This window comes from Janthinobacterium sp. BJB426 (assembly GCF_002735705.1).
Lineage (GTDB): Bacteria > Pseudomonadota > Gammaproteobacteria > Burkholderiales > Burkholderiaceae_D > Janthinobacterium.
Genome location: NZ_PDZL01000037.1, coordinates 1 through 22,434, shown reverse-complemented (window position 1 = coordinate 22,434; position 22,434 = coordinate 1). Strand labels below are relative to the sequence as shown.

Genomic DNA, 22,434 nt, shown 5'->3' with positions numbered 1-22,434 from the left:
ATATTACTCACCCGTTCGCCACTCGCCACCAGAGCAAGCTCCGTGCTGCCGTTCGACTTGCATGTGTAAGGCATGCCGCCAGCGTTCAATCTGAGCCAGGATCAAACTCTTCAGTTTAATCTCTGTTTAATGTCATTTCTGACAGGTCGGACAGCATCACTACCATCCAAATCTTTTGCATTGCAAAAGATTTGCTCACTCAAAAAACTGACAGGCCACTACTTTCGTAGCGCCTATTTCATTATTTCTTGTGAACATTTGATATTTTAAGTTAGACGCCAATCCGAAGATTGACGCTGCACTTACATCAAATGCCCACACTTATCGACTGTTAATTGTTAAAGAACTGTATTCTGTGCTACTTTCGCGCTATCGACAAAGCGTTGTGTTTGTCAGCTGCGAAGAAGGAAGAGTATGAAGCATTTCGCTAAATCCGTCAACTCCTTCTTTTTCTCGTCTCACTCGGCATTTGCATGCGTCGTTCAGCGAGGGGGCGAATTATAGCCCTGCCCCGCCCGCCCCGCAAGGGCTATTTTTTGTGCCAGATCAGATGCCATGGGCCTGGCACCGCACTTGCTTATACAACCCTATGCACTGTCCACTGAAGGGGGGCAACTCTGGGCCTGGCAGCAACACTGGGGATAGCCCGGTTCGCTTTGCTTTGCTCCCATCTGTGACAGGTGCTACATTATGGAACACTCTCGATATTCAAAAGAGCGCCGCAGTACAGGGCCCAACGGAGGCAACGAGATCATGTATCAACCGTCAGCTACTTACCGTAGCGCACCGTTTTCGTCCATCGCGGACGCGAACATTTTGCCGGCAGGACAGGACAACGTCCCCGTCATCATTGAAACTTCCCATCAGCGTTCTGTCGCCTTTGGCCTGTCGCCCACGGCCACGCCCGACTTTACGCCTGCCGGCAAATCCGACCTCTCCTTGCTGATCGAGCAAAACCGCATGCTGCACACGCACGCGCTGCCGGCGATGGAAACCCTGTACCAGCAAATCGTCAATACGCACAATATGGTGATCTTGACGGATGCCAACGGCGTCATCGTGCATTCGCTGGGCGACGATGATTTCCTGGAGAAGGCCAACCGGGTGGCCCTGCAGCCAGGCGTGGCATGGTCGGAACAAAGCCGCGGCACGAATGCCATCGGCACGGCCATCACGGAGAAAGTGCCGACCCTGGTCCATGCGGACCAGCATTACCTGGCCGCTAATCATTTCCTGACGTGCTCCGCCGCCCCCATTACCGACCACCGGGGCAATGTCATCGGCGTGCTGGACGTGTCCAGCGACCAACGCAGTTTCCACAAGCATACGATGGCCCTCGTGCGCATGTCGGCGCTGATGATCGAAAACCAGCTGTTTTCCGCCACCTTCGAAGATGCCATCACCGTGCACTTCCACGCGCGGCCCGAATTCATCGGCACCTTGATGGAAGGCATCGCGTCGTTCACGCCGGGTGGACGGTTTTTATCGGCCAACAAAAATGGTCTGTTCCAGCTGGGCCTGTCATTTGCTGCGCTGCAATCGCACACGTTCAGTTCCCTGTTCGGCTTGCCCGTGTCCGCCCTGTACGACCATTACCGCACGGCCGCACCGGGTTTGCTGAACCTGTGCATGCACAGCGGCGTGCGCGTGTACGGGCGCGCACAGTTGCGCCTGTCCAATAGCGTCTTCCAGCACGGCTTTACTGCCAGCACCGACCATAGCGACATCAACGCCGTGCCGGCCCAGGTTCCCGCGTCGGCCAGCCATGCGGCCAACGCGGCGCGCCGCCTGTCCGGCTTGCGCTATCTGCGCACGGGCGACCCGCAGCTGGAACTCGTGATCGAAAAGGTCAACAAGGTATTGGGACGCGATATTCCCATCCTCGTCATGGGCGAAACGGGCACGGGCAAGGAATTGCTGGCACAAGCCATCCACAACGATTCACCGCGTGCCATGGGACCGTTTATCGCCGTCAACTGCGCCTCCATTCCGGAAACCTTGATCGAATCCGAACTATTCGGCTATGAAGACGGGGCATTTACGGGCGCGCGCAAGAAAGGGGCGATCGGCAAGATATTGCAAGCCAATGGCGGCACCCTGTTCCTCGACGAAATCGGCGACATGCCCTTCGGCTTGCAGGCGCGGCTGTTGCGCGTGTTACAGGAACGCATGGTCACGCCCTTGGGCAGCAGCAAATCGATCACAGTGAATGTGGAACTCATTTGTGCCACGAATCACAACTTGCGCGAACGCATGGCCAAAGGGTTGTTTCGCGAAGACTTGTATTACCGCCTGAATGGCCTAGTGGTAAAACTGCCGCCGCTGCGCGAGCGCACGGACCTGGACACGGTCGTCAAAAAAATCCTCGCAACGGAAGCGCCCGACACGCGTTACACAGTGGCGCCGGACATCCTGCGCATGTTCCATCAGCATAAATGGCCGGGCAATTTCCGCCAGCTGACCAATCTCTTGCGCACGGCCATCGTCATGGCGGGCGATGAACATGAAATCTGTTTGCGCCACATGCCTGATGATTTCCTCGACGATATTGAGATGACGCAAGCGACTGCCGCCAGCGCCAGCACGGACCGCATGATCGCGGCAGGCGCCAACCTGGAAGAAATGGAGCAAAGCGTCATTCTCAAGTCGCTCGATGCCCACGGCGGCAACGTCTCGGCCACGGCGCGAGCCCTGGGCGTGTCGCGCAACACGATCTATCGCAAAGTACCGCATCTGAAATAGCCTAGAGTAGACGGGAAAAGCCGGGCGACATCTCGCGCCGGCCGTGCTTGTCGATGGTCATCAAGTCGACGCCCTCCATTTGCGTGGCCATGGCATGCGCACGCGCCGCGCCCGTCACCATGAAGGTCGTGGACAAGCCATCAGCCAGCAAGCCCGTGGGCGCCAGCACGGTCACGCTCGCCAATTCACGCGGCGAATCGCCCTTCGCGGGGTCGAAGATGTGGTGATGCGCGAAGTCGGGCGTGAACGTACATTCGTAATCGCCCGACGTGGCCACGCTGCGCCCTTCCACTTTTAAGCTGGCCGCCAGGATTTCTGCGTCACGCGGATCCTGGATGCCCAGGGTCCACGGACGGCGCACGGAACGCTGTCCCCGCGCAACGAACTCGCCCGTGTCGAGCAGCGCGTGCCGTATGCCGCGTGCCTGCACGGCTGCCAGCGCCATGTCCGCCGCATAGCCTTGCGCCAGGCCATTCAAGGTCAGCGCCATGCCGGGTCGGAGAAAACGCACTTCCCGGCTATCCCACGCCAGTTGCCGCCAGCCTACCCGCGCCTGCGCTTCGCGCCGCAATGTGTCCGTCGGCAAGCTTACCTCGTCTGCCGCCGCGCGAAACAGCTGCCACAAGGGTTGCACGGTAATATCAAACGCGCCATCGCTCCATTGCGACAGGGCTTGCGCCTGCGCCAGCACGGCCAGTAAATGGGCGTCCGGCCGGGCCAGGCGGCCGTCGCGGTTCAGCTGAAAGACTTGGCTGGCGGGACTGTAAATGCTCATCAGGCGGTCGATATTCCTGGCCGCATGCAAGGCGTCTTCAATGGCCAGCTCGGCCTGGCGCTGATCGTGGTGCAACACGGTGACGGCGATCGTCGTGCCAAACGCCAGCGCGGCGCCTTGATAAGGGCGCACGCCGGACGCCGCGGCCGTGCCGCGCGCCATGCTGCCAGGCAAAGACAAGCCCGCTATGCCGGCAACGCTGCCTATCGCTGCGGAAATAAAGGTTCTACGCTGCATTGCTGCTCTCCTCTGCCGTGGCCCGGACAATCGGGATGGTGCGGGCACGCTTGATTTCCAGCATCAAGGGTGCGCATTTTTCATCGCTGGCGTAAATCACCACGCAATCCATGCATTGGAAACACTCGCCGTAATCGACTTTCCCGCTGGGCGCGATGGCATGATGCTCGCAACGGTGCCGGCAAGTCTGGCATGGCGTGCCGCATTCCTTGCGACGCGGAATCCAGTTGAACAGGCGAAACCGTCCCAGCAGCGCCAGCGCCGCGCCAAACGGGCACAGGTAGCGGCAAAAGAATTTGTAGGAAACACTGCTGAGCAGCAGCAAGCCCATGGCATACGCGACAAACGGCCAGGCGCGCACGAAGTTCAGGGTAATGGCCGTCTTGAACGGTTCCAGTTCCACCAGCTTGTCCGTGACCTGGCTGGAAAAGATGCTGCTGCCAAGTATGGCCGCCAGCAAGCCATACTTGATCCATTTCAAGCACCCGTCCAGGCGCGGCTTGATCTTCCACTGCGGCAAGTAAAGCCACTGGCCCAGCTTGCCCGTGAATTCCTGCAGTGCACCAAACGGACACAGCCAGCCGCAAAACGTGCCGCGCCCCCAAATAAACAGCGTGAGCAGCACGAAAGTCCACAGGATCACCGTCATCGGATCGAACAGGAAGAAGCCCAGGCTGCGCCCCGCCAGCAGCGCCTGGAAAGTGCCCGTGATATTGACAATCGATAACTGCCCCTGCGCGTAATAACCAATAAAGCCGATGGTAAACAACAGGAACAGCCGGCGGAACCAGGCAAATTGGCGGCCATCGCGCACCAGGCGTTTCTGCCATGCCAATGCGCCGGCCAGTAGCGCCAGCCCGGCGAGCAAGAGCAGCAACTCAGCCTTGCGGCTCTTCCACGTGCCGCGCCACGTGGCATCGTCGCCTTGCGGCGCCATATAAAAATCAGCGGGCAAACGGTAGCTGAAATCGACGTTGCGCGCGATGCGTTCCGGATACACGATACCCTTGCTGCGTGCGATCGGCATGGTAAAAGCCAGCGGACTGGCCGCATCGAGTCCCGCCTGGCTGATGATGCGCAAGACGGCAATATTTTCCGTCGGCAGCGTAGCCGTATCGGACAGGCGCAATTCCAGGTCCAGGTCGCGCATGTCGATGGGCAAGCCATCCTGCTTCAGCAACAGCCGGTCGGGGACGGTGCCGCGCACGAAATCGTCGCCCAGCACGCTGTAACGCCCGCGCGACATGACGAGGATGGCGTGGTCACCTTCGTCTAGCCGGTTGCGCAATTTGTTCCAGCTGCGCTCAGTCAACAGGTTGCGTCCCACTGTGGGCACGGACACATAGGCCAGGTACAGGTCGATGAACACGCCGTCCGGCTTACTCAGGGCCTGCGCATCGAGTTCCGCGCCGGGGCTGCCTGCAAACAAAGCTTCCACCTCCTCGTTGCTCAAACGCACATGCTGGATCAAGCCCTGTGCGAGCATTTGCGCCACGCCGAGTTTCTCAAATACCTCCATGCGGATGCGGGCGATCTGGTCCGGATCGCGGCCTTGCGCAAACCCCAGTTTTTTGCGCGACACTTTCAAGGCCGAGGCCAGCACGCTCTGGTTGATGATGCGCACGGAAGCCGTCGCCTTCGACACGCCATCGATATCGGCATGGCTCGCATCTGGCGCGCGTTTGGTTCGCGCATCGATGGCGATATTCTGTTTCAGCGACAAGCCCTGGTACTGTTTGACGAATTGAAACAGGGGCGCTTCGCCCAAGCCATCGAGAAACACGGGTTCGTGTTGCGATAGAACAGACACATCCAGAAAACTGCCCTGCGGATTGATGGCGATCAATAAATTGACGGGCACGCCGGAAAAGCCGGGAATCGGTGCCAGGTCCACCGACTCAAACACGTAGCCGGCCAGCTCCATGGCCGTGGCGTTTTGCCGGAACAAGGGCCAGATGGGCAAGTCGGTCTCCTTGTCGCCGACGATGATGGGAGCAGGAAAGCGTCGTGCCAGCTCGGCCTTGGTGAGCACGCCCGCCCACGCCTGTCCCAGGATAAACAGGAATAGCCAGCAGGCTATGAATAACCGCAGTATCCGCATGCACTAAACTCCGTGCGGCGCCCCTTGCAAGACGCCGCGTTGATGAGTTAGAAGAAAATGATGCCGCCCAGCGACACGCCATTCATCTTCGCTTCGCTGCCCGCAAAGCCTTTCGAGCGCGTCTGGCCCAGTTCGCCCACCAGGGTGATCGCGCTGTTGAGCGAGTAATACGCGCCCAGGGTCAGGTTGGCGTTCGACTTCAAGCCGCCCGTGCCGGCCGTGTTGTCGTCGTTCTTGCTGATGCCGTAAGACAGGCCCAGCTTCAGCTTGTCCGTCGTTTTATACGTGCCTTGCAGCAACCAGTTCTTCGACTTGGTGTCGCCCTGGTCTGCATCGGACAAGATACCGAGCCCTTTGCCGCCCTGGAAGTTGACCAGCACGCCTGCCGGGCCCATCTGGTATGAGCCGCCCACTTCCACGCCGCGCATGGTCAGGTCATCGACACCTGGCGTTTTCGACGTGAATTTTTGCGACTTCACGCCCAGCCACGCCTTCAAGCCTTCCTGCGCATACGTCACTTGCGCCTGCACTTGCGGACTCGACTTCGAGGAATAGGTCGAGCCTGCCACGATGGGCGTATCGGAGACGGGGCTGACCAGCGCCACGTCGGCACCAAAGCCACCCGATTTCGGCGTGCTGTACATGATCTGGCCATAATTGCCCAGATACGTGTAGCCGGCGCCGATATGGCCCAGGGTCACCCTGCCCCGCTGCGTCGCCTGCACCGGTGCGCCCGAGCCCAACAAGGTCATGTCGGACAGGATCGCGTTCGCGCCGAAGATGCCGTAGTCGCGGCCCAGCTTGAAAGTACCCATCTGCTCATTGCCGAACGTAAAGAAGGCCTGGCGCACATCGACCACGCTGTTCTGGCTGATGGCGCTGTCGGTGGCCGTCGAGTTGTAGATGCCGATCAAGGCTTTCACGTCGTACTCGCCCAGGCGCGAGCTTGCCGAAGTGATCAAGCCATTCGGCAGCAAGCCGTTGCCGATGGTGGTACGGTCCTTTTCGCCGCCGCAACCGAGCGCCTGGCCGCCCAGCGCCAGCCCGCCCACCGCATCGCCTGAACACGACACTTGCGTGTAATAGGCGTTGACGATGCCACCCACCGACACGGTCCAGTCACCCGCCTTGATATCGACGGCTTGTGCCTGCCCCATCGCTGCGATTGTCATGACACCCAGGCTCCCCAGCTTGCTCAATGTGTTCATTGCGTCTCCTCTTTCTTCTCTGTTTTTAGTGTGCACACCAATGATTGATGTACCTCAAGCTTTGGCAATAAGCGTGCCCAGCACGGCCCAGAGGGAGAAAGAGAAAAAGCATATTTAAGGTGTGCAGCAGCGGATCAATCGCCACTGGCAGTGTTCATTTTTTGACCGCAAGTATGCGTATCGGGCATCCAGGTAAACAAAAAACTGACGGCCTGGGCCGTCAGCAAAAAGAAAACACCCGGCAGACAGGGAGACACCCATCCGAGTGGCCCGGATGCTTCACCCCGTTACTTCGATGCCAGCTTGAAGACCCACACGGAACCGCCCTGCTCCAGGAAGTTGACTTTCTTCGCCACTTCGCCGCCCCACAGCGGCACCGCGCCACCCCAGCCGGATACGACGGCTACATATTGCGTGTCGCCATCCTGCCAGGTGACGGGCGGCGCCACGACGCCGGAGCCCGTCTGGAATTTCCACAGCTCCTTGCCCGTCCTCGCGTCGACGGCTTTCAGGAAACCTTCCGGCGTGCCGTAGAACACCAGGTTGCCGGCCGTGCTCATCACGCCGCCCCACAGCGGCGCGTTGTTCTTGATTTCCCAGACGATCTTGCCCGTCTTCGGATCGACGGCGCGCATGGCGCCGATGTAGTCGTCAAACAGGGGCTTGATGGTAAAACCGGCACCGAGGAAGGCGCCGCCCTTCTTGTAGCTGATCGGCTCGTTCCAGATGTCCATGCCCCATTCGTTCGCCGGCACATAGAACAGCTTGGTTTGCGGCGAGTACGCCATCGGCATCTGGTTTTTGGCGCCGAGGAAAGCGGGCGCGGCAAACACGGTCGTGCCCTTCTTGCCCTCCTCTCCCTTGGTCGGGTCGCCAGGACGGCCGGCGGCGATGTAGTTCGGCCGGCCCGTCTTCAGGTCGATGCTGCTGGCCCAGGTGATTTTCTTCACAAACGGAAAGGCGTTCTGCAGCTTGCCCGTGCTGGCGTCGATGACATAAAAGAAACCGTTGCGGTCGGCCTTGCCGCCGTAGCGTTTGCCATCCATGTCGAAGGTAACGAATTCGTTGGCGCCATCGAAATCCCAGGCATCGTTCGGCGTGTTTTGATACGCCCACTTGATCTGCCCCGTTTTTACGTCCAGCGCCACGGTGGAGGACGAGTACAGGTTGTCGCCGGGACGCAAGTGGCTGTTCCATGGCGCCGGGTTGCCGGTGCCGAAATACGCCAGCTTGGTTTGCGGATCGTAAGTGCCGCCCATCCACGTCGAGGCGCCGCCCGTTTTCCACAAGTCGCCCGGCCAGGTCTTGTTCACCGTTCCCGAAATGCCGTTATCGATGGCCTTGCCATCCTTGTCGTAGCGGTGGCCCATATGGCCCTCTACCGTCGGACGGCTCCACACGAGATCGCCCGTCATCGGGTTGCGCGCCTCGACCCGGCCGACGATGCCGAATTCGCCACCCGACACGCCCGTCAGCAGCAAGCCTTCGGCGATCAGCGGTGCGGCCGTCATCGAGTAGCCTGCCGCATAATCGTCGACCTTTTCCTTCCAGACGATCTTGCCCGTGTTCTGGTCCAGCGCCACCAGATAGGCGTCGAGCGTGCCGAAAATCACCAGGTTGCCATACAGGGCGGCACCACGGTTGACCACGTCGCAGCATGGCATGATGCCGTCCGGCAAGCGGTGCTCATACTTCCACAGCTTGGCGCCCGTTTTCAAGTCGACGGCAAAGATGCGCGAATACGAGGCCGTGACGAACATCTTGCCGTTATGAATTAGCGGCTGCGATTCCTGGCCCCGCTGTTTTTCGCCGCCAAACGAGAACGACCAGGCCGGCACCAGCTTGGCCACGGTCTTGTCATTGATTTGCGTCAACGGCGAATAGCGCTGGCCCTGCGTGCCCATGCCAAACGACAGGACACTGGCCGGATTCTTCGCCGTGCTGTCGAGCATGGCATTCGTGACATTGCCCACGTCGGCCGCCTGAACCAACGAGGCGACACTCAAACCGACGACGATCCCCATGATTTTTTTCTGCACAATCATCTCCCTCTGTTTTATTAGTATGTGTGTGTATCAGGTCTTGCGGTGCTCATGCGGCTGGGCATGCAACAGCGCGCACTCTTCATCGGTGAACAGGCGCGAACGCGTCAAAAAGCGCTTGCCCGTGCCGTTGTCGAGTGAAAACATGCCGCCATTGCCATCGACCACATCGATAATCAACTGGGTATGCTCCCAGTACTCGAATTGCTCGAGTCCCATGTAAAACGGTGTGCCATTCAAATTGCCGAGATAAATGTCGGTGTCGCTGACATCGAACTCGCCCAGCGCGTAGCACATGGGCGCGCTGCCATCGCAGCAGCCGCCCGACTGGAAAAACATCAGCGGGCCGTGACGCTGGCGCAACTTGTCCATCATTTCCAGCGCCGCATCGGTGGCGACCACCCGGGCGATTGCTGCACTCATGGCATCCCTTTCTGCGCGCCCCGCCCCGGTTGCAGGCGCGGCGCGTGTACCGGTTTAGAAGAAGCCCAGCGCTTTCGGGCTATAGCTCACCAGCAAGTTCTTCGTTTGCTGGTAGTGGTCGAGCATCATCTTGTGGTTTTCACGGCCGATACCCGACTGCTTGTAGCCACCGAACGCGGCGTGGGCTGGATACAGGTGGTAGCAATTGGTCCACACGCGGCCCGCCTGGATGGCGCGTCCCATGCGGAAGGCGCGCGAACCGTCGCGCGTCCACAAGCCGGCACCCAGGCCGTACAAGGTATCGTTGGCGATCGCCAGCGCTTCAGCCTCATCCTTGAAGGTGGTCACGGACACGACCGGCCCGAAAATCTCTTCCTGGAAGATGCGCATCTTGTTATTGCCCTTGAACACGGTCGGACGCACGTAGTAGCCGCCCTCCAGGTCGCCCGCCTGCGTGTTGCGTTCGCCGCCGACCAGCACTTCCGCGCCTTCCTGGCGGCCGATGTCGAGGTAGGACAGGATTTTTTCCAGCTGCTCCTGCGACGCCTGCGCACCGATCATGGTGGACGAGTCGAGCGGATTGCCCTGCTTGATCGCGGCCACGCGCTTCAGGGCCCGTTCGATGAATTTCTCGTAGATCGATTCCTGGATCAGCACGCGCGATGGGCAGGTGCATACCTCGCCCTGGTTCAGCGCAAACATGGTGAAGCCTTCCAGGCACTTGTCAAAATAATCATCGTCCGCATCCATCACGTCTTCAAAGAAGATGTTCGGTGACTTGCCGCCCAGCTCCAGGGTGACGGGAATCAGGTTTTGCGCGGCGTAACCCATGATCAGGCGGCCCGTGCCCGTTTCGCCCGTAAAGGCGATCTTGGCGATGCGCTTGCTCGACGCCAACGGCTTGCCCGCTTCCAGGCCGAAACCGTTGATGATATTCAGCACGCCCGGCGGCAGCAGATCACCGATCAGTTCGATCAACACCATGATGGAAGCGGGGGTTTGCTCGGCCGGTTTCAAGACGACGCAATTGCCGGCGGCCAGGGCTGGCGCCAGTTTCCAGACGGCCATCAGAATCGGGAAATTCCACGGGATGATCTGCCCCACGACACCCAGCGGCTCATGGTAGTGATAGGCATAGGTTTCCGCATCGATTTGCGCAACGGAACCTTCCTGCGCGCGGATGCAGCCGGCGAAGTAACGGAAATGGTCGATGGCCAGCGGAATGTCGGCATTCATCGTTTCGCGGATCGGCTTGCCGTTGTCGATGGTTTCCGCCGTGGCGATCAGGCTCAGGTTCTGTTCGATGCGGTCGGCGATGCGGTTCAGGATATTGGCGCGCTCGGCAGGCGAAGTCTTGCCCCAGGCATCCTTGGCGGCATGCGCGGCGTCCAGCGCCAGCTCGACGTCTTCGGCCGTGGAACGGGCGATTTCGCAAAACGGCAAGCCCGTGATCGGCGTAATGTTGGGAAAGTATTCACCTTTTACTGGTGCAACGAATTTGCCACCGATGTAATTGTCATAGCGTTGTTTGAAGGGATTGGCTACGCCCAGTTTGCTGATGTCTGCGAGATTCATGTCGTCCTCTATCGGGTTAATTAGAATGGAATTACTTAATTAAAATCAAACGTCCTGGTACAGATGGGGTGAGTACACGGAGTCTTCCGCAAATGCCGTGCCAGCTCGCCATCCCACTACAAACTTAGCCGCTTTTACCCTTGTTGCAAGGGCGTGGCGTCAATACCGGCGCGCTTTTCAGCGCACGCCCCGGGCAAGAAGGCAGGCGTGGGTGTGTGTGCGTTTTGAACAAGGTGGCGCCGTCCTATTCCAATCCACGCCAACCCTGCTGCACCGCTCCGTCGTCGCTGCACAATGGAACAGGTGTACCAGACTGGAACACCTGCGCCTGTGCCACAAAGGCATCAACGAATCACCACGCCCCATGGCAATTCACCCACGGTAATATCGGCCACCTTCTGCGCGCTGGCCGTGTCGATGACGGAAACGCTGTTCGAACGGCCATTGGCCACGTACAGCTTGGCGCCATCGGGCGTGAGGGCCATATTCCACGGGCGCTTGCCGACGGGAATGGTGGCCGTCACCTTGTTGCTGGCCGTATCGATCACCATCACCGTGCCGTCGATGCCATTCGAGACATACACCTGCCTGCCGCTGGGGTGGACGGCGATACCATTCGCATTCTTGCCAGCTGGAATGGTGGCAATCGCCTTGCGCGCGGCCATGTCGATCACATACACGGCATTGACCAGTTCGCACGCCACATAGGCGCGGCCCGAGTCCGGACTGAAGCCGATGCCGCGCGGACGCAGTCCCACGGCGATAGACGCCACCTGGCGGCGTTGCGCCACATCAATGACATCGACTTGCTCGGCCTCTTCCGCGCTGACCAGCAGCCAGCGCCCATCGGGGCTGAAGACGGCGTGTTCCGGATTGCGTCCCTGCACCTTGATGTCGGCGAGCAAGCTACCCGTATGGCCGTCGAGCAAGGCCACGCTATTGTTTTCCTCGACGGCCACGGCCACATGACTACCGTCTTGCGAGGCGCTGACGCCTTCGGGCGACTTGCCCAGCGCCACCGTGCGCACGGGCGCGCCGCCAGTGTTATCGATCAGCAGCAAGGCGCTGCTGGCTGCGTCCGTGACAAACAATTGCCGCCCGCTGGGGTCGGCGGCGATACCGCGCGGACGCTTGCCCGCCACGATCTGGCGCACGACCTGGTCGGTGGCCGTATCGATCACGCTCAAGGTGCCCGACTTTTCATTGGGAACATAGGCAAAGGGAGCGGCTTGGACTGCGGTGCTGGCGAGCGCCGGCAGCAGCCAGCACACCTGGCGCAAGCGCGAGAAGAAGTTGGGCATAATCACCTTTTCAATGGGAAAACACAGGAAAAGCGCGCTGCATCGGCGCATCTGAACATTGCTGCATGCAAACGTCGTGCCACTGACACGCGTATAATTTCCGCCCACCAATGGAGACATGGCAGGCATATTGCTTGATACAACTATGCAGACCTGTGGCGCTCACGCGCTCAAGCAGGCTTTTATTCACATTGGAGAATCCGCATGCAGCATCGTTTCCGCCTGAACACCATCGCCAGCCTGTTTGTCGCCGGCAGCGCCACCCTGGCCCCCCACGTCTTTGCCGCCGAGGCAGCTGACCCGGCCAACGGGCAACTGATGGATACGGTGGTCGTCAGCGGCAGCCGCATCGCCCACCCCAGCCAGGAAGTGCCTGCGTCCATCGACGTGGTCGACAGCGCCCGCATCCAGGATGGGCAAATCCGCGTCAACGCGTCAGAAGCGCTGGCGGCCGTGCCGGGGCTGGTCGTGCAAAACCGCCAGAACTACGCGCAAGACTTGCAAATCTCGTCGCGCGGCTTCGGCGCACGCTCGGCCTTTGGCGTGCGCGGCGTCAAGCTGATCAGCGATGGCATTCCTGCCAGCATGCCGGACGGCCAGGGCCAGGCCGCCACCTTCAACCTCGATACGGCCGAGCGCATCGAAGTGCTGCGCGGACCGTTTTCTGCCATCTACGGCAACCATTCGGGCGGCGTGATCCAGCTGTTTTCCAGGGATGGGCTAAATCCCCCGTCCGTCGAACTGAATGTCACGGGCGGCAGCTACGGCACCAGCAAGGTGGACTTGACGGCACAAGGCCAGGCAGGCGGCATTGGCTACGTGCTCGACGGCTCGCGCTTCCGCACGGACGGCTTCCGCGACCACAGCGCCGCCACGCGCGAACAGGCATTCGGCAAGATCACCGTCAAGCCCACGGCGGACAGCAAGCTGACCATCGTCGCCAACAGCCTGCATCAAGGCAACACGCAAGATCCGCTGGGTGCCACCTGGCCCACGTTTGCCGCCGATCCGCGCGCCGGCGAAATCGACGCGACGGATACGCAAAATCCGAAACGCACCTTGGCCGAACGCTACAACACGCGCAAGAGCATCGACCACCAGCAAATCGGCGCCACCTATGAACAATCATTCGGCGATGACCGCTTGCATGTGATGGTGTATGGCGGCAACCGCGACGTGATCCAGTACCAGGCTTTTACCAAAGGCTTCCAGGCGCCGCCCAGCCATTCAGGCGGTGTGGTCGACTTCCAGCGACAGTTCTATGGCATCGATACCAACTGGCTGCATGTGAACCAGCTGGCTGGCGGCAAGCTGAGCACGACCATCGGCATCGACTATGGCCGCTCCAGCGATGATCGCACGGGCTATGAAAATTACATCGGCAACACGTTTGGCGTAAAAGGCAAGCTGCGCCGCGACGAGCAGAATGTCGTCTCCAGCCTCGATCCCTATATCCAGGCGGAATGGCAAAGCGGCCCATGGCTGCTCAGCGCAGGTTTGCGCTACAGCAAGATGAAAGTGGCGGTCGATGACCACTATCTCAGCAATGGTGACGACAGTGGCAGCCTCGAGTTCAGCCATACGACGCCGGTGCTGGGCCTGCTGTACAAACTGACGCCGAACGTCAACGTCTACGCCAGCGCCGCGCGCGGCTTCGAGGCGCCTACCCTGAACGAACTGTTTTACTCGGGCACGGCCGGCGGCTTCAATTTCAACTTGAAACCGGCCACCAGCACCAACCTGGAAGCGGGTATCAAGGCCAGGATCAATAACAACACCCACGTGAACGCGGCCGTGTTCCAGATCAAGACCAGCGACGAACTGGTGGTCGACAAGTCCAGCGGCGGGCGCACCAGCTATCGCAATGCGGGTAAAACCTTGCGCCAGGGCATGGAAGTGTCGCTGGATTCGAACCTGCCGTATGGCTTCACGACAAAAGTGGCCCTCACCAGCCTGCACGCCGTGTATGACCAGGCGTTTGGCAGCGTGCGCGAAGGCAGCCGCTTGCCGGGCGTGCCCAGCGCCAACCTGTTCGCGGAACTGGCCTGGAAAGACACGTTCGACCGCTTTGGCGCGGCGCTGGAAAGCGTGGCAAGCAATCAGGTCTACGCGGAAGACAGCAACATCGAAAAACCGGCACCCGGCTATACGGTGTTCAATGCGCGCTTCAACGCCAAACAAAACGTGGGTAATTGGCGCTTCAAGGAATTTGCCCGCCTGAACAATCTTTTCGACAAGACCTACGTGGGTTCCGTCATCGTCGGCGACAGCAACAAGCGCTACTATGAAGCGGCGCCGGGACGCAATTGGTTGCTAGGTGTCAGCGCCCAATACTCCTTTTAAGAACACCTGAGAAAAAGTCCATGGCGACGTTGCATTGCCCTGAACATTTTTCAGGCGTTCTCATGAAAAAGCCCGCGCGTCTTCCGATGCGCGGGCTTGTAAACTCAAGCAAGCTACTTCAAGGCCGCGCTTCCTTCACGCCATATTTCTCAAAGATGGTTTTTAATTCGCCGCTGGCCGCCATCTCGTTCATGGCTGCCTGCAGCAATTTCGCCACGTCGATCTGCTGACGGCTGACGGCAAGGCCAACGGCCCAGCCAGCACGCGGCAAGCGGGCGAACGCCACTTCGCTCATGGGGAAAGCGGGATCACTTTTCAGCACCGATTCGATTTCCGAACGGTTGGCCAGCACGGCGTCGAGCTGACCCGCCTGCAATTGCTGCAAGGCTTCGGCAGCCGTGTCGAAAATACGCACATCGTCGCGGTACTTGCCATTGTCTTCACCCAGCATCAGCATGGCCGCGATCGAGACCTTTTCCACGCCGATGCGCTTGCCAGCCAGCGAAGCGACGCCATCGAATTGCGGCACGGCTTGCGCACTGCGCGCCAGGCGCACGGTTTCCACGTAGTATGGCGCGAATATCTCGACCTTGTCGTTATCCGCCATCAACTTCTTGTCGACCGGTACATGCAGCATCACGTCGGCGGGGCCATAACCGAGGTAATGTCCCTTCCAAACCATATTGCGCAAATCGTCGTTCAGGTTTTCGCCGGCGGGAAATGGCAGCAAGCTCAGTTTCAAGCCCAGCTTTTTCGCCAGCGCTTCGGCGATGTCGATATCGATGCCCGCCCCCTTGTCGGAAAACGGCGCGAACTCGTTGTACACAGCCACTTTCAGGCTGCCCGACTGCTGCACTTTTTGCCAGTCGGCGCGCGCCGGCGCGGCTGCGCACAGCGCCAGGCAAGCGAGCGAGATCATCGCGCGCGCACCCCGGAGTTGAAATGAACGCATGGGACTCCTTCGTGATCAATTCGACTTAATTAGATTCGCGGCGGGTTTCCAGATAGGTCTTGATGGCCCACATGGCTTCCTGGTTGAACACGCCTTCGAACGGCGGCATGTACACGGCGCCATTGCGTACTTTACCGTGGCGGATGGTGGTCAGGTAGTAATTGTCCGTCTCCTTGTAGCATGCCTGTTTCTTTGTCTCATTCTTGATACCGAAACAATCGCGGTCCAGCTGGCGCAAGTCCGGCGCGATACCGCCCGAGATGGCTTCGATGCCGTGGCAGCGGGCGCAATTCTGGTTGTAGGCCGAGGTGCCCACCGTCAAGGCCAGCTTGTTGCCCCGATACGGGTTTTGTTCGAGCCACTTGTCGCCCACCTTGGGCAAGCCCGTGGTGTCGACGCCTTGTGGCGTGACATTGCCGTGCGCATAGGCATGCGGCAAGGTCAGCAGGGAGGTGAGGGCAACGGCGCCGGCGGCCGCCACGCCGAGCAGGGTACGAATGGAATAGGTCATGCTGGTCTCCTTGGTTTTTTAGTCAATATCCAAGAAGAGCAAATGCCATGCCATGCACATATGCCCCACATCCGGCCGCCCATGTATCAATTTGGAACAGCTGCAACACGTAGTTGTGTCACCACGCGCGTCAGGCGGCGGTCACCGTGCAGATGCTGCCCCGCTCCTGCTGCTCGAAAGTGATGCGCACGGGCAAAAATCGGGCAATCACTTCCGCATTCGTCAGCGCATGCTGCGACACCTTGTTGCAACTGAAGCTACCGCCACCGGCCAGCGCCATCGGCAGCAAGAGCTGGTCGGCCAGGTGCTCGCCGACAGCCGCGTCCGTCTTCAGATAGCTGCGCACCTCGTTCAGCAGGCGCTTGGCCACCGATTCGGCCAGCAAGGACTTTTCGCCGAAAGAAGTAAACACTTCCGTGACATGCTCATGCTCGAGCGTCAACAGCAGGACATTGCCCGGTCCCTGCTCCGCCGGCAAGCCGACAAGGTGCAGCTGCTTGCCACTCCAGCCCATGACGCTGGCGACACGCTCGAGCTCGCGGTGCGCCACCTGCACATGCACGCCCGCCACCACGCTTTCCGCATACCCTGCCTTCCGTTCACCGCGCTGCAGCAACGCGATGGGCCGCAAGCGCTGGCACGGTTGCACGGTGGCCATCACCTCGCCGCCGCCGGCAGGATGAAAACCATAGCGTTGCAGCGTAATCTCCATCTCGGCGCCCATCTGTTCCAGGACACGGCCGTACGCACGCTGCAAAAAATGGACGGACGGCGCCATGGCATTGTGCGTGCCGCCACTGATGCGCACGGTGGATGGCCCATCCGCATGCAGCAGGGCCGGCAGCAAGGTTTGTAATACCAGAGTGCAACTACCGGCGCTGCCGATGGCAAAGCGGTAATCGCCGCCGCGAATGGGGCCAGGCGCGAATTCCAGGCTCGCTGCGCGCAGCGCCACCGGCGTCGTGCGCGCCCCGCAAATGGCGGCCGCCGCCTGCACGGCCAGCAGATGCTGGCGCAGCAAGCCGGGCTTTTCCCGCCCCGCGCGGATATTCGTCAGCCGGAATGGCTGCCCCGTAATCATCGAAAGGCTTAGCGCCGAGCGCAAAATCTGTCCGCCGCCTTCGCCTTGCGCTCCATCAATTTCTATCATTTCTTCTTTCTCTCTGTTAACCTTTGACGCAAACGACCTGCTTCAGGATATGCACGACATCAACCAGTTCGCGCTGCGCCAGCATCACCGCATCGATATCCTTGTAGGCCATCGGAATTTCATCGATCACGTTTTCATCCTTGCGGCATTCCACGCCTTGCGTGGCGCGGATCTGGTCGTCCAGGCTGAAGCGCCGCTTCGCTTCCGTGCGGCTCATCGTGCGTCCAGCACCGTGGCTGCAGCTATGGAAACTCTCCGCATTGCCCTTGCCGCGCACGATAAAACTCTTCGCGCCCATAGAACCGGGAATGATCCCCAGTTCGCCGGCGCGGGCCGACACGGCACCCTTGCGCGTGACCAGCACGTCCTTGCCAAAGTGGTGCTCCTTCTGCACATAGTTATGATGGCAGTTAACGGCTTCCACGTGCGTCTGGAACGGTTTATGGATGACCGTGCGCACGGCTGCGATCAGGTTCTGCATCATCACTTCGCGGTTGTTGCGCGCAAACCGCTGCGCCCAGCCAACCGCTTCCACGTAATCGTCGTAATGCTGCGTGCCTTCGGCAAGATAAGCAAGATCCTGGTCGGGCAAGTTGATGAAGTGGGTGCGCATATCCTGCTTGGCCAGTTCGATGAAATGCATGCCGATGGCATTACCCACGCCGCGCGAACCGGAATGCAACATGAACCATACGGCACCCTGTTCATCGAGGCAGACTTCAATGAAATGGTTACCGCTGCCCAAAGTCCCCAGGTGACGATAATTATTCGTGTTCTTCAGCTTCGGCGTCTTCAGGCAGATTGCATCGAATTCATCCTTCAATTGCAGCCACGCGGCATCGACCACGGAAGGCGGCGTATGCCAGGAACCCACGTCGCGGCCACGGTGGCCGCGCGTCTTCGGCGACATCCCATGCGGAATGGCGCGTTCGATGGCGCTGCGCAGCGGCCCAAGATTATCGGGCAGATCATTCGCCATCAGCGTGGTTTTCGCCGCCATCATGCCGCAACCGATGTCCACGCCCACGGCCGCCGGGATCACGGCGCCCAGGGTGGGGATCACGCTGCCGATGGTCGAGCCTTTACCCAGGTGGACGTCGGGCATGACGGCGATGTGCTTGTAAATGAACGGCAGGGTCGCCGTATTGCGCAATTGTTTTTTGGCCGCTTCTTCGACAGGCACGCCACGGGTCCACATTTTCACGGGACGGCTGCCTTCGGTATGCAGGACTTCGTATTCTTCTTTCTTCATCGCTTCTCTCATCTTGTATTTTAATCAGTAGGACAACCCGACAAGGTGGGACAGGATTTTCTGCCAGGCTCACTGCACCTGGCAGGCCGGTTTGACGCGGCTGATCGATGTAATCCTGTCGGCATTCGGGGCACTGCAGCGCATGACAAGGTTGGACAAGACGTCTGTTATGTAGTCTTGTCCGCATTCATGCACTTTACTTCAACAACCTGGCGCCATATCGATGGCGGCAATTTCTCCCGCCCAGTGAGCGGGGTCCAGCTGGCCGGAAGCAAAGGCGGCGATGATCTTGAAGACGTCATCGGAAAAACCGCCGATGTTCAGGATATCCTCGCGCTCCATTGCCTGCGTGGTGGCATGCGGCGAAATATCGATGCACACCAGCTTTGCCTGCGGACTGCGCTGCTTGAAGACATTCCACTGTCCCATCGTCGCCGTGGCGCCGCTGCGTTTGGCATCGATCCACGATTCGTTATCGGACACATAAATCACCAGGTCCGCCAGCTCCTTCTTGCTGTTCATGCGCAGCAGCGGTGCGCTGCAATTGGTGCCGCCGCCACCGATGGCCGCCAGCCTGGCCGCGTTGGCCATCACGCTACCATGCGCATCGAGACCGCACTGCACCACGCTATGCTCGAACGGAAGCACCATGGCATCCGGGTTCTTGCGCAGCATGGCCGCCGCCACCAGCGCCGCCACATCGATGCAGCGCACGCTCGACGTGGCGCTGCCGCGAAAACCGCTGACGGGCGAAGACATCGAGCCGGAAACGTCAGGACATACCACCACCTTGCCCGCGATCCGCGGCACGTTCAGCAGCGATATTTCCAGCGCCTGCTCCAGCGCATCGCGCACGATGGCCGGCACGTTCTCGCCGGCCGCGATGTAAGCCGACATCAGCTGGTACGGAAACACCCGTGCCCGGCCAATCGCCTCGGGATCGCGCAGCTTGGCCGCAATCAGCTCAGGCATCCCGGCTATCGCATACACGCCATGGCGGCCAAAGGTATTCAGATTCATGCGCACCATCTGCCAGCTGCCCTGGGTCGCGATCTGCGCCCAATCCTGCGCGCTCAAGGGCAGCGCCGTCAGCATTTGGAATGGCACCTCCGGTATCGCTTGCGCCGGGTCTGCCTTGTACGCCTCGAACGCGGCCAGCGCAGGCGGCAGTGCCTTGGCATCGTACGGCTTGCCGATCAGCCAGGCAAAGAAGGCCGCGCGCCACGCTTCCTGCGGTTTCGGATGCACCATCTTCACCACGTCGGCCAGCGATGGTGCGTTACCGACGGCGGCGGCCAGCAAGGCCTGTTCCGAAGCGCCGTTCAGCCATGCCTGTACCAGCTTTTTCGGACGCGATCCCAGCGACTTGCGGCCCACTGCGCCCGAGCGCATGATCTGCACGAAGTTACGCAGCATCTTGCCGTTGTTAATCACACGCTGGAAGGCCGGCGCGAACTCTGCAGCACCCTGCCCCGCCAGCACGGCCACCAGCAAGGCCGGCATGTCTTTCATGTAGCCCCGTTCGCGGCAATACACGGCCGTCTGCGCGATGAAGGCCGGCTCGACCGCCTGGCACAACTCGAGTACGTGTGCCAGTTGCGCTTCGGCACTGGCATAAAACGTCGTGTTCAGGCAGCCGGTGGCCGCATATTGCGCCAGCTGATGCCGGGGCGCCAGCGCGTAGGCTGGCGCGCCTTCGGCATTGCGTGCCAGGGCCGTTGGCACGGTTCCGGTCTGTTGCGCGTTCTGGAATAACTGGGCGTTGGCCATTTTTCGTTCCTCTCTGCTCTCTACGTTTATCTCGTTGCTATCTCCTCTATTGCAAGCGCTGTGCCAGCTTTCAATATTTCATCAAAAATAAATATAACCCATTGATTTTATTAAACAATAATCTAATACATGCTTTGCATCGAAAATATCCCTGTCATTGCGATTTGGAATACAATTATCTTTTAAGATAAATATTTATCTCATATATGCAAGCAAAACGTACCGTCGTCATCGGCTTTCTCGGCACACAGCTCGACAATGGCAGGGGAGCGGCACGCTGGGAAAAGTGGCGCCCCAGCATCGCCCTGACCCAGCACGAGGACAAGATCATCGACCGCTTCGAGTTGCTGTACGCGGGCAGCCAGTTCGACAACCTGGTACGCCAGGTGTCGCAGGATATTGCCAGCGTCTCGCCCGAAACCAGGCTGATCGCCCATGAACTGCCCATCAGCGATGCCTGGGACTTCGAGAATGTGTATGGCGCGCTCTATGATTTTGCCAACAGCTATCCCTTCGATCCGGACAAGGAAGACTATTGGATCCACATCACCACCGGCAGCCACGTGGTGCAAATCTGCATGTTTCTGATGACGGAAGCACGCTATTTTCCCGGCCGCCTCGTGCAAACGTCGCCGCCGAAGCGCCAGGCCACCGGCAATCCTGGCAGCTACGCATTGATCGACCTCGATCTGTCGCGCTACGACCAGATCGCCCAGCGTTTTACGCGCGAGCAGGCTGCAGGCGTGGCCTTCCTGAAGTCCGGCATCGCTACGCGCAATACCCGCTTCAACGGCATGATCGATGAAATCGAGCGCGTCGCCATCAAATCCAAAGCCCCCATGCTGCTGATGGGACCTACCGGCGCCGGCAAATCCTTCCTCGCGCGCCGCGTGTATGAACTGAAAAAATCGCGCCACCAGATCGATGGCAAATTCATCGACCTCAATTGCGCCACCCTGCATGGCGATGGCGCGGCCTCCACCCTGTTCGGCCATATCAAGGGCTCCTTCACGGGGGCAGGCTCAGATCGGCCGGGCTTGCTGCGCAGTGCGCACAAGGGCTTGCTGTTTCTCGATGAAATCGGTGAACTGGGGCTCGATGAACAGGCGATGCTGCTGAAAGCCATTGAAGAAAAGCGCTTCTTCCCCGTCGGTGCCGATACGGAGGTGCAGAGCGACTTCCAGCTGATCGCCGGCACCAACCGCGACCTGGGCAAAGAAGTCGCGGCCGGCCGCTTTCGGGAAGACCTGTATGCGCGCATTAATCTGTGGACGTACGAATTACCGGGCCTGGCGCAGCGCCCCGAAGACATCGAGCCGAACCTGGAATACCTGCTGGCACAATACAGTGCCGAAACGGGGGAAAGAGTGCGCTTCAACAAGGAGGCGCGCGAACGCTTCATGCGCTTTGCCACCTCGCCATCGGCCGCCTGGAAAGGCAATTTCCGCGATCTATCCGCCGCTGTCACGCGCTTGGCCACCTTGTCGGAAGCGGGACGCATCACGGATGACGTGGTCGACGAGGAAATCAAGCGCTTGAACCGGATGTGGCAGCATCATGGTGGACGAAGCGATAGTGTGGAAGTGGATCTGCCAGGGATCATGGGGGAGCAGGAGGCCGCGCAGCTCGACCTGTTTGATGCGCTGCAGCTGAGATCGGTAATTCAGGTATGCCAGCAATCGAACACTTTGTCCGATGCGGGCCGCAAGCTGTATGCCATATCGCGTGATGCGAAGGCCAAGCCGAATGACGCCGACAGGCTGAAAAAATACCTGACGAAGTTTGGCGTGAGCTGGGAAGACGTGAGTCGATAAAACCCAACAACAGCCAGAGTCAGTCCCTCGATGCCGCGAACGCCAGATGCGACGCCAACACGCGAGGGAGCTGCCCCCAGTCTTTGCTGTTTGCTTGGCCGCGCAAACCAGCAGACGAAAAAAAACCCGACCATTGCTGATCGGGTTTTTCTCTACTGCGAATAACAAGCCTGACGATAACCTACTTTCACACTGGTTGCAGCACTATCATCGGCGCAAAGTTGTTTCACGGTCCTGT

Annotated in this window: 15 protein-coding genes and 1 rRNA gene; 3 read left to right on the top strand and 13 right to left on the bottom strand. The window is 59.8% G+C overall.

Annotated elements, in window-relative coordinates; all coding sequences use genetic code 11:
* Positions 1 to 117: ribosomal RNA gene (locus tag CSQ93_RS28140) — 16S ribosomal RNA — on the bottom strand; the annotation flags it as partial.
* A gap of 636 nt (positions 118 to 753) precedes the next feature.
* Between CSQ93_RS28140 and CSQ93_RS28135 the strand changes: the two genes are divergently transcribed.
* Positions 754 to 2,742: a sigma-54-dependent Fis family transcriptional regulator gene (locus CSQ93_RS28135; RefSeq protein ID WP_233516386.1), complete on the top strand. Its 1,989-nt coding sequence runs from the start codon at positions 754 to 756 to the stop codon at positions 2,740 to 2,742.
* 1 nt (position 2,743) lies between these two features.
* Here the strand turns inward: CSQ93_RS28135 and CSQ93_RS28130 are convergent, their stop codons facing one another.
* The 7 genes from CSQ93_RS28130 to CSQ93_RS28100 form a co-directional block, all read right to left on the bottom strand.
* A complete protein-coding gene (locus CSQ93_RS28130) occupies positions 2,744 to 3,754 on the bottom strand; it encodes an FAD:protein FMN transferase (protein ID WP_099380868.1) in 1,011 nt (336 codons plus the stop codon).
* Positions 3,744 to 5,855: a 4Fe-4S binding protein gene (locus tag CSQ93_RS28125; protein WP_099380867.1), complete on the bottom strand. Its 2,112-nt coding sequence runs from the start codon at positions 5,853 to 5,855 to the stop codon at positions 3,744 to 3,746. The genes CSQ93_RS28130 and CSQ93_RS28125 overlap by 11 nt, the downstream gene beginning before the upstream one ends.
* Positions 5,856 to 5,902: 47 nt before the next feature.
* Complete coding sequence (locus CSQ93_RS28120; protein ID WP_233516385.1) at positions 5,903 to 7,063, bottom strand: porin; 1,161 nt, start codon at positions 7,061 to 7,063, stop codon at positions 5,903 to 5,905.
* 287 nt (positions 7,064 to 7,350) lie between these two features.
* On the bottom strand, positions 7,351 to 9,087 hold the full coding sequence (locus CSQ93_RS28115; RefSeq protein WP_267891700.1) for a methanol/ethanol family PQQ-dependent dehydrogenase: 1,737 nt from the start codon (positions 9,085 to 9,087) through the stop codon (positions 7,351 to 7,353).
* A 51-nt stretch (positions 9,088 to 9,138) separates the two neighbouring features.
* Positions 9,139 to 9,528, bottom strand: a complete 390-nt coding sequence (locus CSQ93_RS28110) for a DUF779 domain-containing protein (RefSeq protein WP_034756816.1) — start codon at positions 9,526 to 9,528, stop codon at positions 9,139 to 9,141.
* A 54-nt stretch (positions 9,529 to 9,582) separates the two neighbouring features.
* Positions 9,583 to 11,103, bottom strand: coding sequence for an aldehyde dehydrogenase (adh, locus tag CSQ93_RS28105; RefSeq protein ID WP_099380865.1), 1,521 nt, complete (start codon positions 11,101 to 11,103; stop codon positions 9,583 to 9,585).
* A gap of 344 nt (positions 11,104 to 11,447) precedes the next feature.
* Entirely contained in the window at positions 11,448 to 12,404 is a 957-nt protein-coding gene (locus tag CSQ93_RS28100) for a beta-propeller fold lactonase family protein (protein WP_099380864.1), read from the bottom strand.
* Between the two features lie 204 nt (positions 12,405 to 12,608).
* Here CSQ93_RS28100 and CSQ93_RS28095 point away from each other — a divergent pair, with 204 nt between their 5' ends.
* Positions 12,609 to 14,747, top strand: coding sequence for a TonB-dependent receptor family protein (locus CSQ93_RS28095; RefSeq protein ID WP_099380863.1), 2,139 nt, complete (start codon positions 12,609 to 12,611; stop codon positions 14,745 to 14,747).
* Positions 14,748 to 14,865: 118 nt separating this feature from the next.
* Here CSQ93_RS28095 and CSQ93_RS28090 read toward each other — a convergent pair whose 3' ends face one another.
* From CSQ93_RS28090 to CSQ93_RS28070, 5 genes are all read right to left on the bottom strand, one after another.
* Positions 14,866 to 15,699 (bottom strand): substrate-binding periplasmic protein, encoded by an 834-nt coding sequence (locus CSQ93_RS28090; protein WP_233516384.1) that lies wholly within the window; start codon positions 15,697 to 15,699, stop codon positions 14,866 to 14,868.
* A 25-nt stretch (positions 15,700 to 15,724) separates the two neighbouring features.
* Positions 15,725 to 16,210 (bottom strand): cytochrome c-550 PedF, encoded by a 486-nt coding sequence (pedF, locus tag CSQ93_RS28085; RefSeq protein ID WP_035824926.1) that lies wholly within the window; start codon positions 16,208 to 16,210, stop codon positions 15,725 to 15,727.
* 130 nt (positions 16,211 to 16,340) lie between these two features.
* Positions 16,341 to 17,360, bottom strand: a complete 1,020-nt coding sequence (rtcA, locus tag CSQ93_RS28080; protein WP_099380861.1) for an RNA 3'-terminal phosphate cyclase — start codon at positions 17,358 to 17,360, stop codon at positions 16,341 to 16,343.
* 16 nt (positions 17,361 to 17,376) lie between these two features.
* Positions 17,377 to 18,612, bottom strand: a complete 1,236-nt coding sequence (locus CSQ93_RS28075) for an RtcB family protein (protein ID WP_099380860.1) — start codon at positions 18,610 to 18,612, stop codon at positions 17,377 to 17,379.
* Between the two features lie 201 nt (positions 18,613 to 18,813).
* Complete coding sequence (locus CSQ93_RS28070; protein WP_099380859.1) at positions 18,814 to 20,382, bottom strand: vWA domain-containing protein; 1,569 nt, start codon at positions 20,380 to 20,382, stop codon at positions 18,814 to 18,816.
* A gap of 206 nt (positions 20,383 to 20,588) precedes the next feature.
* Between CSQ93_RS28070 and rtcR the strand changes: the two genes are divergently transcribed.
* Positions 20,589 to 22,196, top strand: coding sequence for an RNA repair transcriptional activator RtcR (gene rtcR, locus CSQ93_RS28065; RefSeq protein ID WP_099380858.1), 1,608 nt, complete (start codon positions 20,589 to 20,591; stop codon positions 22,194 to 22,196).
* The last annotated feature ends 238 nt before the right edge of the window (positions 22,197 to 22,434 follow it).

Excerpts from the sequence above, each read along its gene's own strand:
- CSQ93_RS28135 (WP_233516386.1), top strand. The coding sequence starts at position 754 with ATGTATCAACCGTCAGCTACTTACCGTAGCGCACCGTTTTCGTCCATC.
- CSQ93_RS28130 (WP_099380868.1), bottom strand. The coding sequence starts at position 3,754 with ATGCAGCGTAGAACCTTTATTTCCGCAGCGATAGGCAGCGTTGCCGGC.
- CSQ93_RS28125 (WP_099380867.1), bottom strand. The coding sequence starts at position 5,855 with ATGCGGATACTGCGGTTATTCATAGCCTGCTGGCTATTCCTGTTTATC.
- CSQ93_RS28120 (WP_233516385.1), bottom strand. The coding sequence starts at position 7,063 with ATGAACACATTGAGCAAGCTGGGGAGCCTGGGTGTCATGACAATCGCA.
- CSQ93_RS28115 (WP_267891700.1), bottom strand. The coding sequence starts at position 9,087 with ATGGGGATCGTCGTCGGTTTGAGTGTCGCCTCGTTGGTTCAGGCGGCC.
- CSQ93_RS28110 (WP_034756816.1), bottom strand. The coding sequence starts at position 9,528 with ATGAGTGCAGCAATCGCCCGGGTGGTCGCCACCGATGCGGCGCTGGAA.
- adh (WP_099380865.1), bottom strand. The coding sequence starts at position 11,103 with ATGAATCTCGCAGACATCAGCAAACTGGGCGTAGCCAATCCCTTCAAA.
- CSQ93_RS28100 (WP_099380864.1), bottom strand. The coding sequence starts at position 12,404 with ATGCCCAACTTCTTCTCGCGCTTGCGCCAGGTGTGCTGGCTGCTGCCG.
- CSQ93_RS28095 (WP_099380863.1), top strand. The coding sequence starts at position 12,609 with ATGCAGCATCGTTTCCGCCTGAACACCATCGCCAGCCTGTTTGTCGCC.
- CSQ93_RS28090 (WP_233516384.1), bottom strand. The coding sequence starts at position 15,699 with ATGCGTTCATTTCAACTCCGGGGTGCGCGCGCGATGATCTCGCTCGCT.
- pedF (WP_035824926.1), bottom strand. The coding sequence starts at position 16,210 with ATGACCTATTCCATTCGTACCCTGCTCGGCGTGGCGGCCGCCGGCGCC.
- rtcA (WP_099380861.1), bottom strand. The coding sequence starts at position 17,360 with ATGATAGAAATTGATGGAGCGCAAGGCGAAGGCGGCGGACAGATTTTG.
- CSQ93_RS28075 (WP_099380860.1), bottom strand. The coding sequence starts at position 18,612 with ATGAAGAAAGAAGAATACGAAGTCCTGCATACCGAAGGCAGCCGTCCC.
- CSQ93_RS28070 (WP_099380859.1), bottom strand. The coding sequence starts at position 20,382 with ATGGCCAACGCCCAGTTATTCCAGAACGCGCAACAGACCGGAACCGTG.
- rtcR (WP_099380858.1), top strand. The coding sequence starts at position 20,589 with ATGCAAGCAAAACGTACCGTCGTCATCGGCTTTCTCGGCACACAGCTC.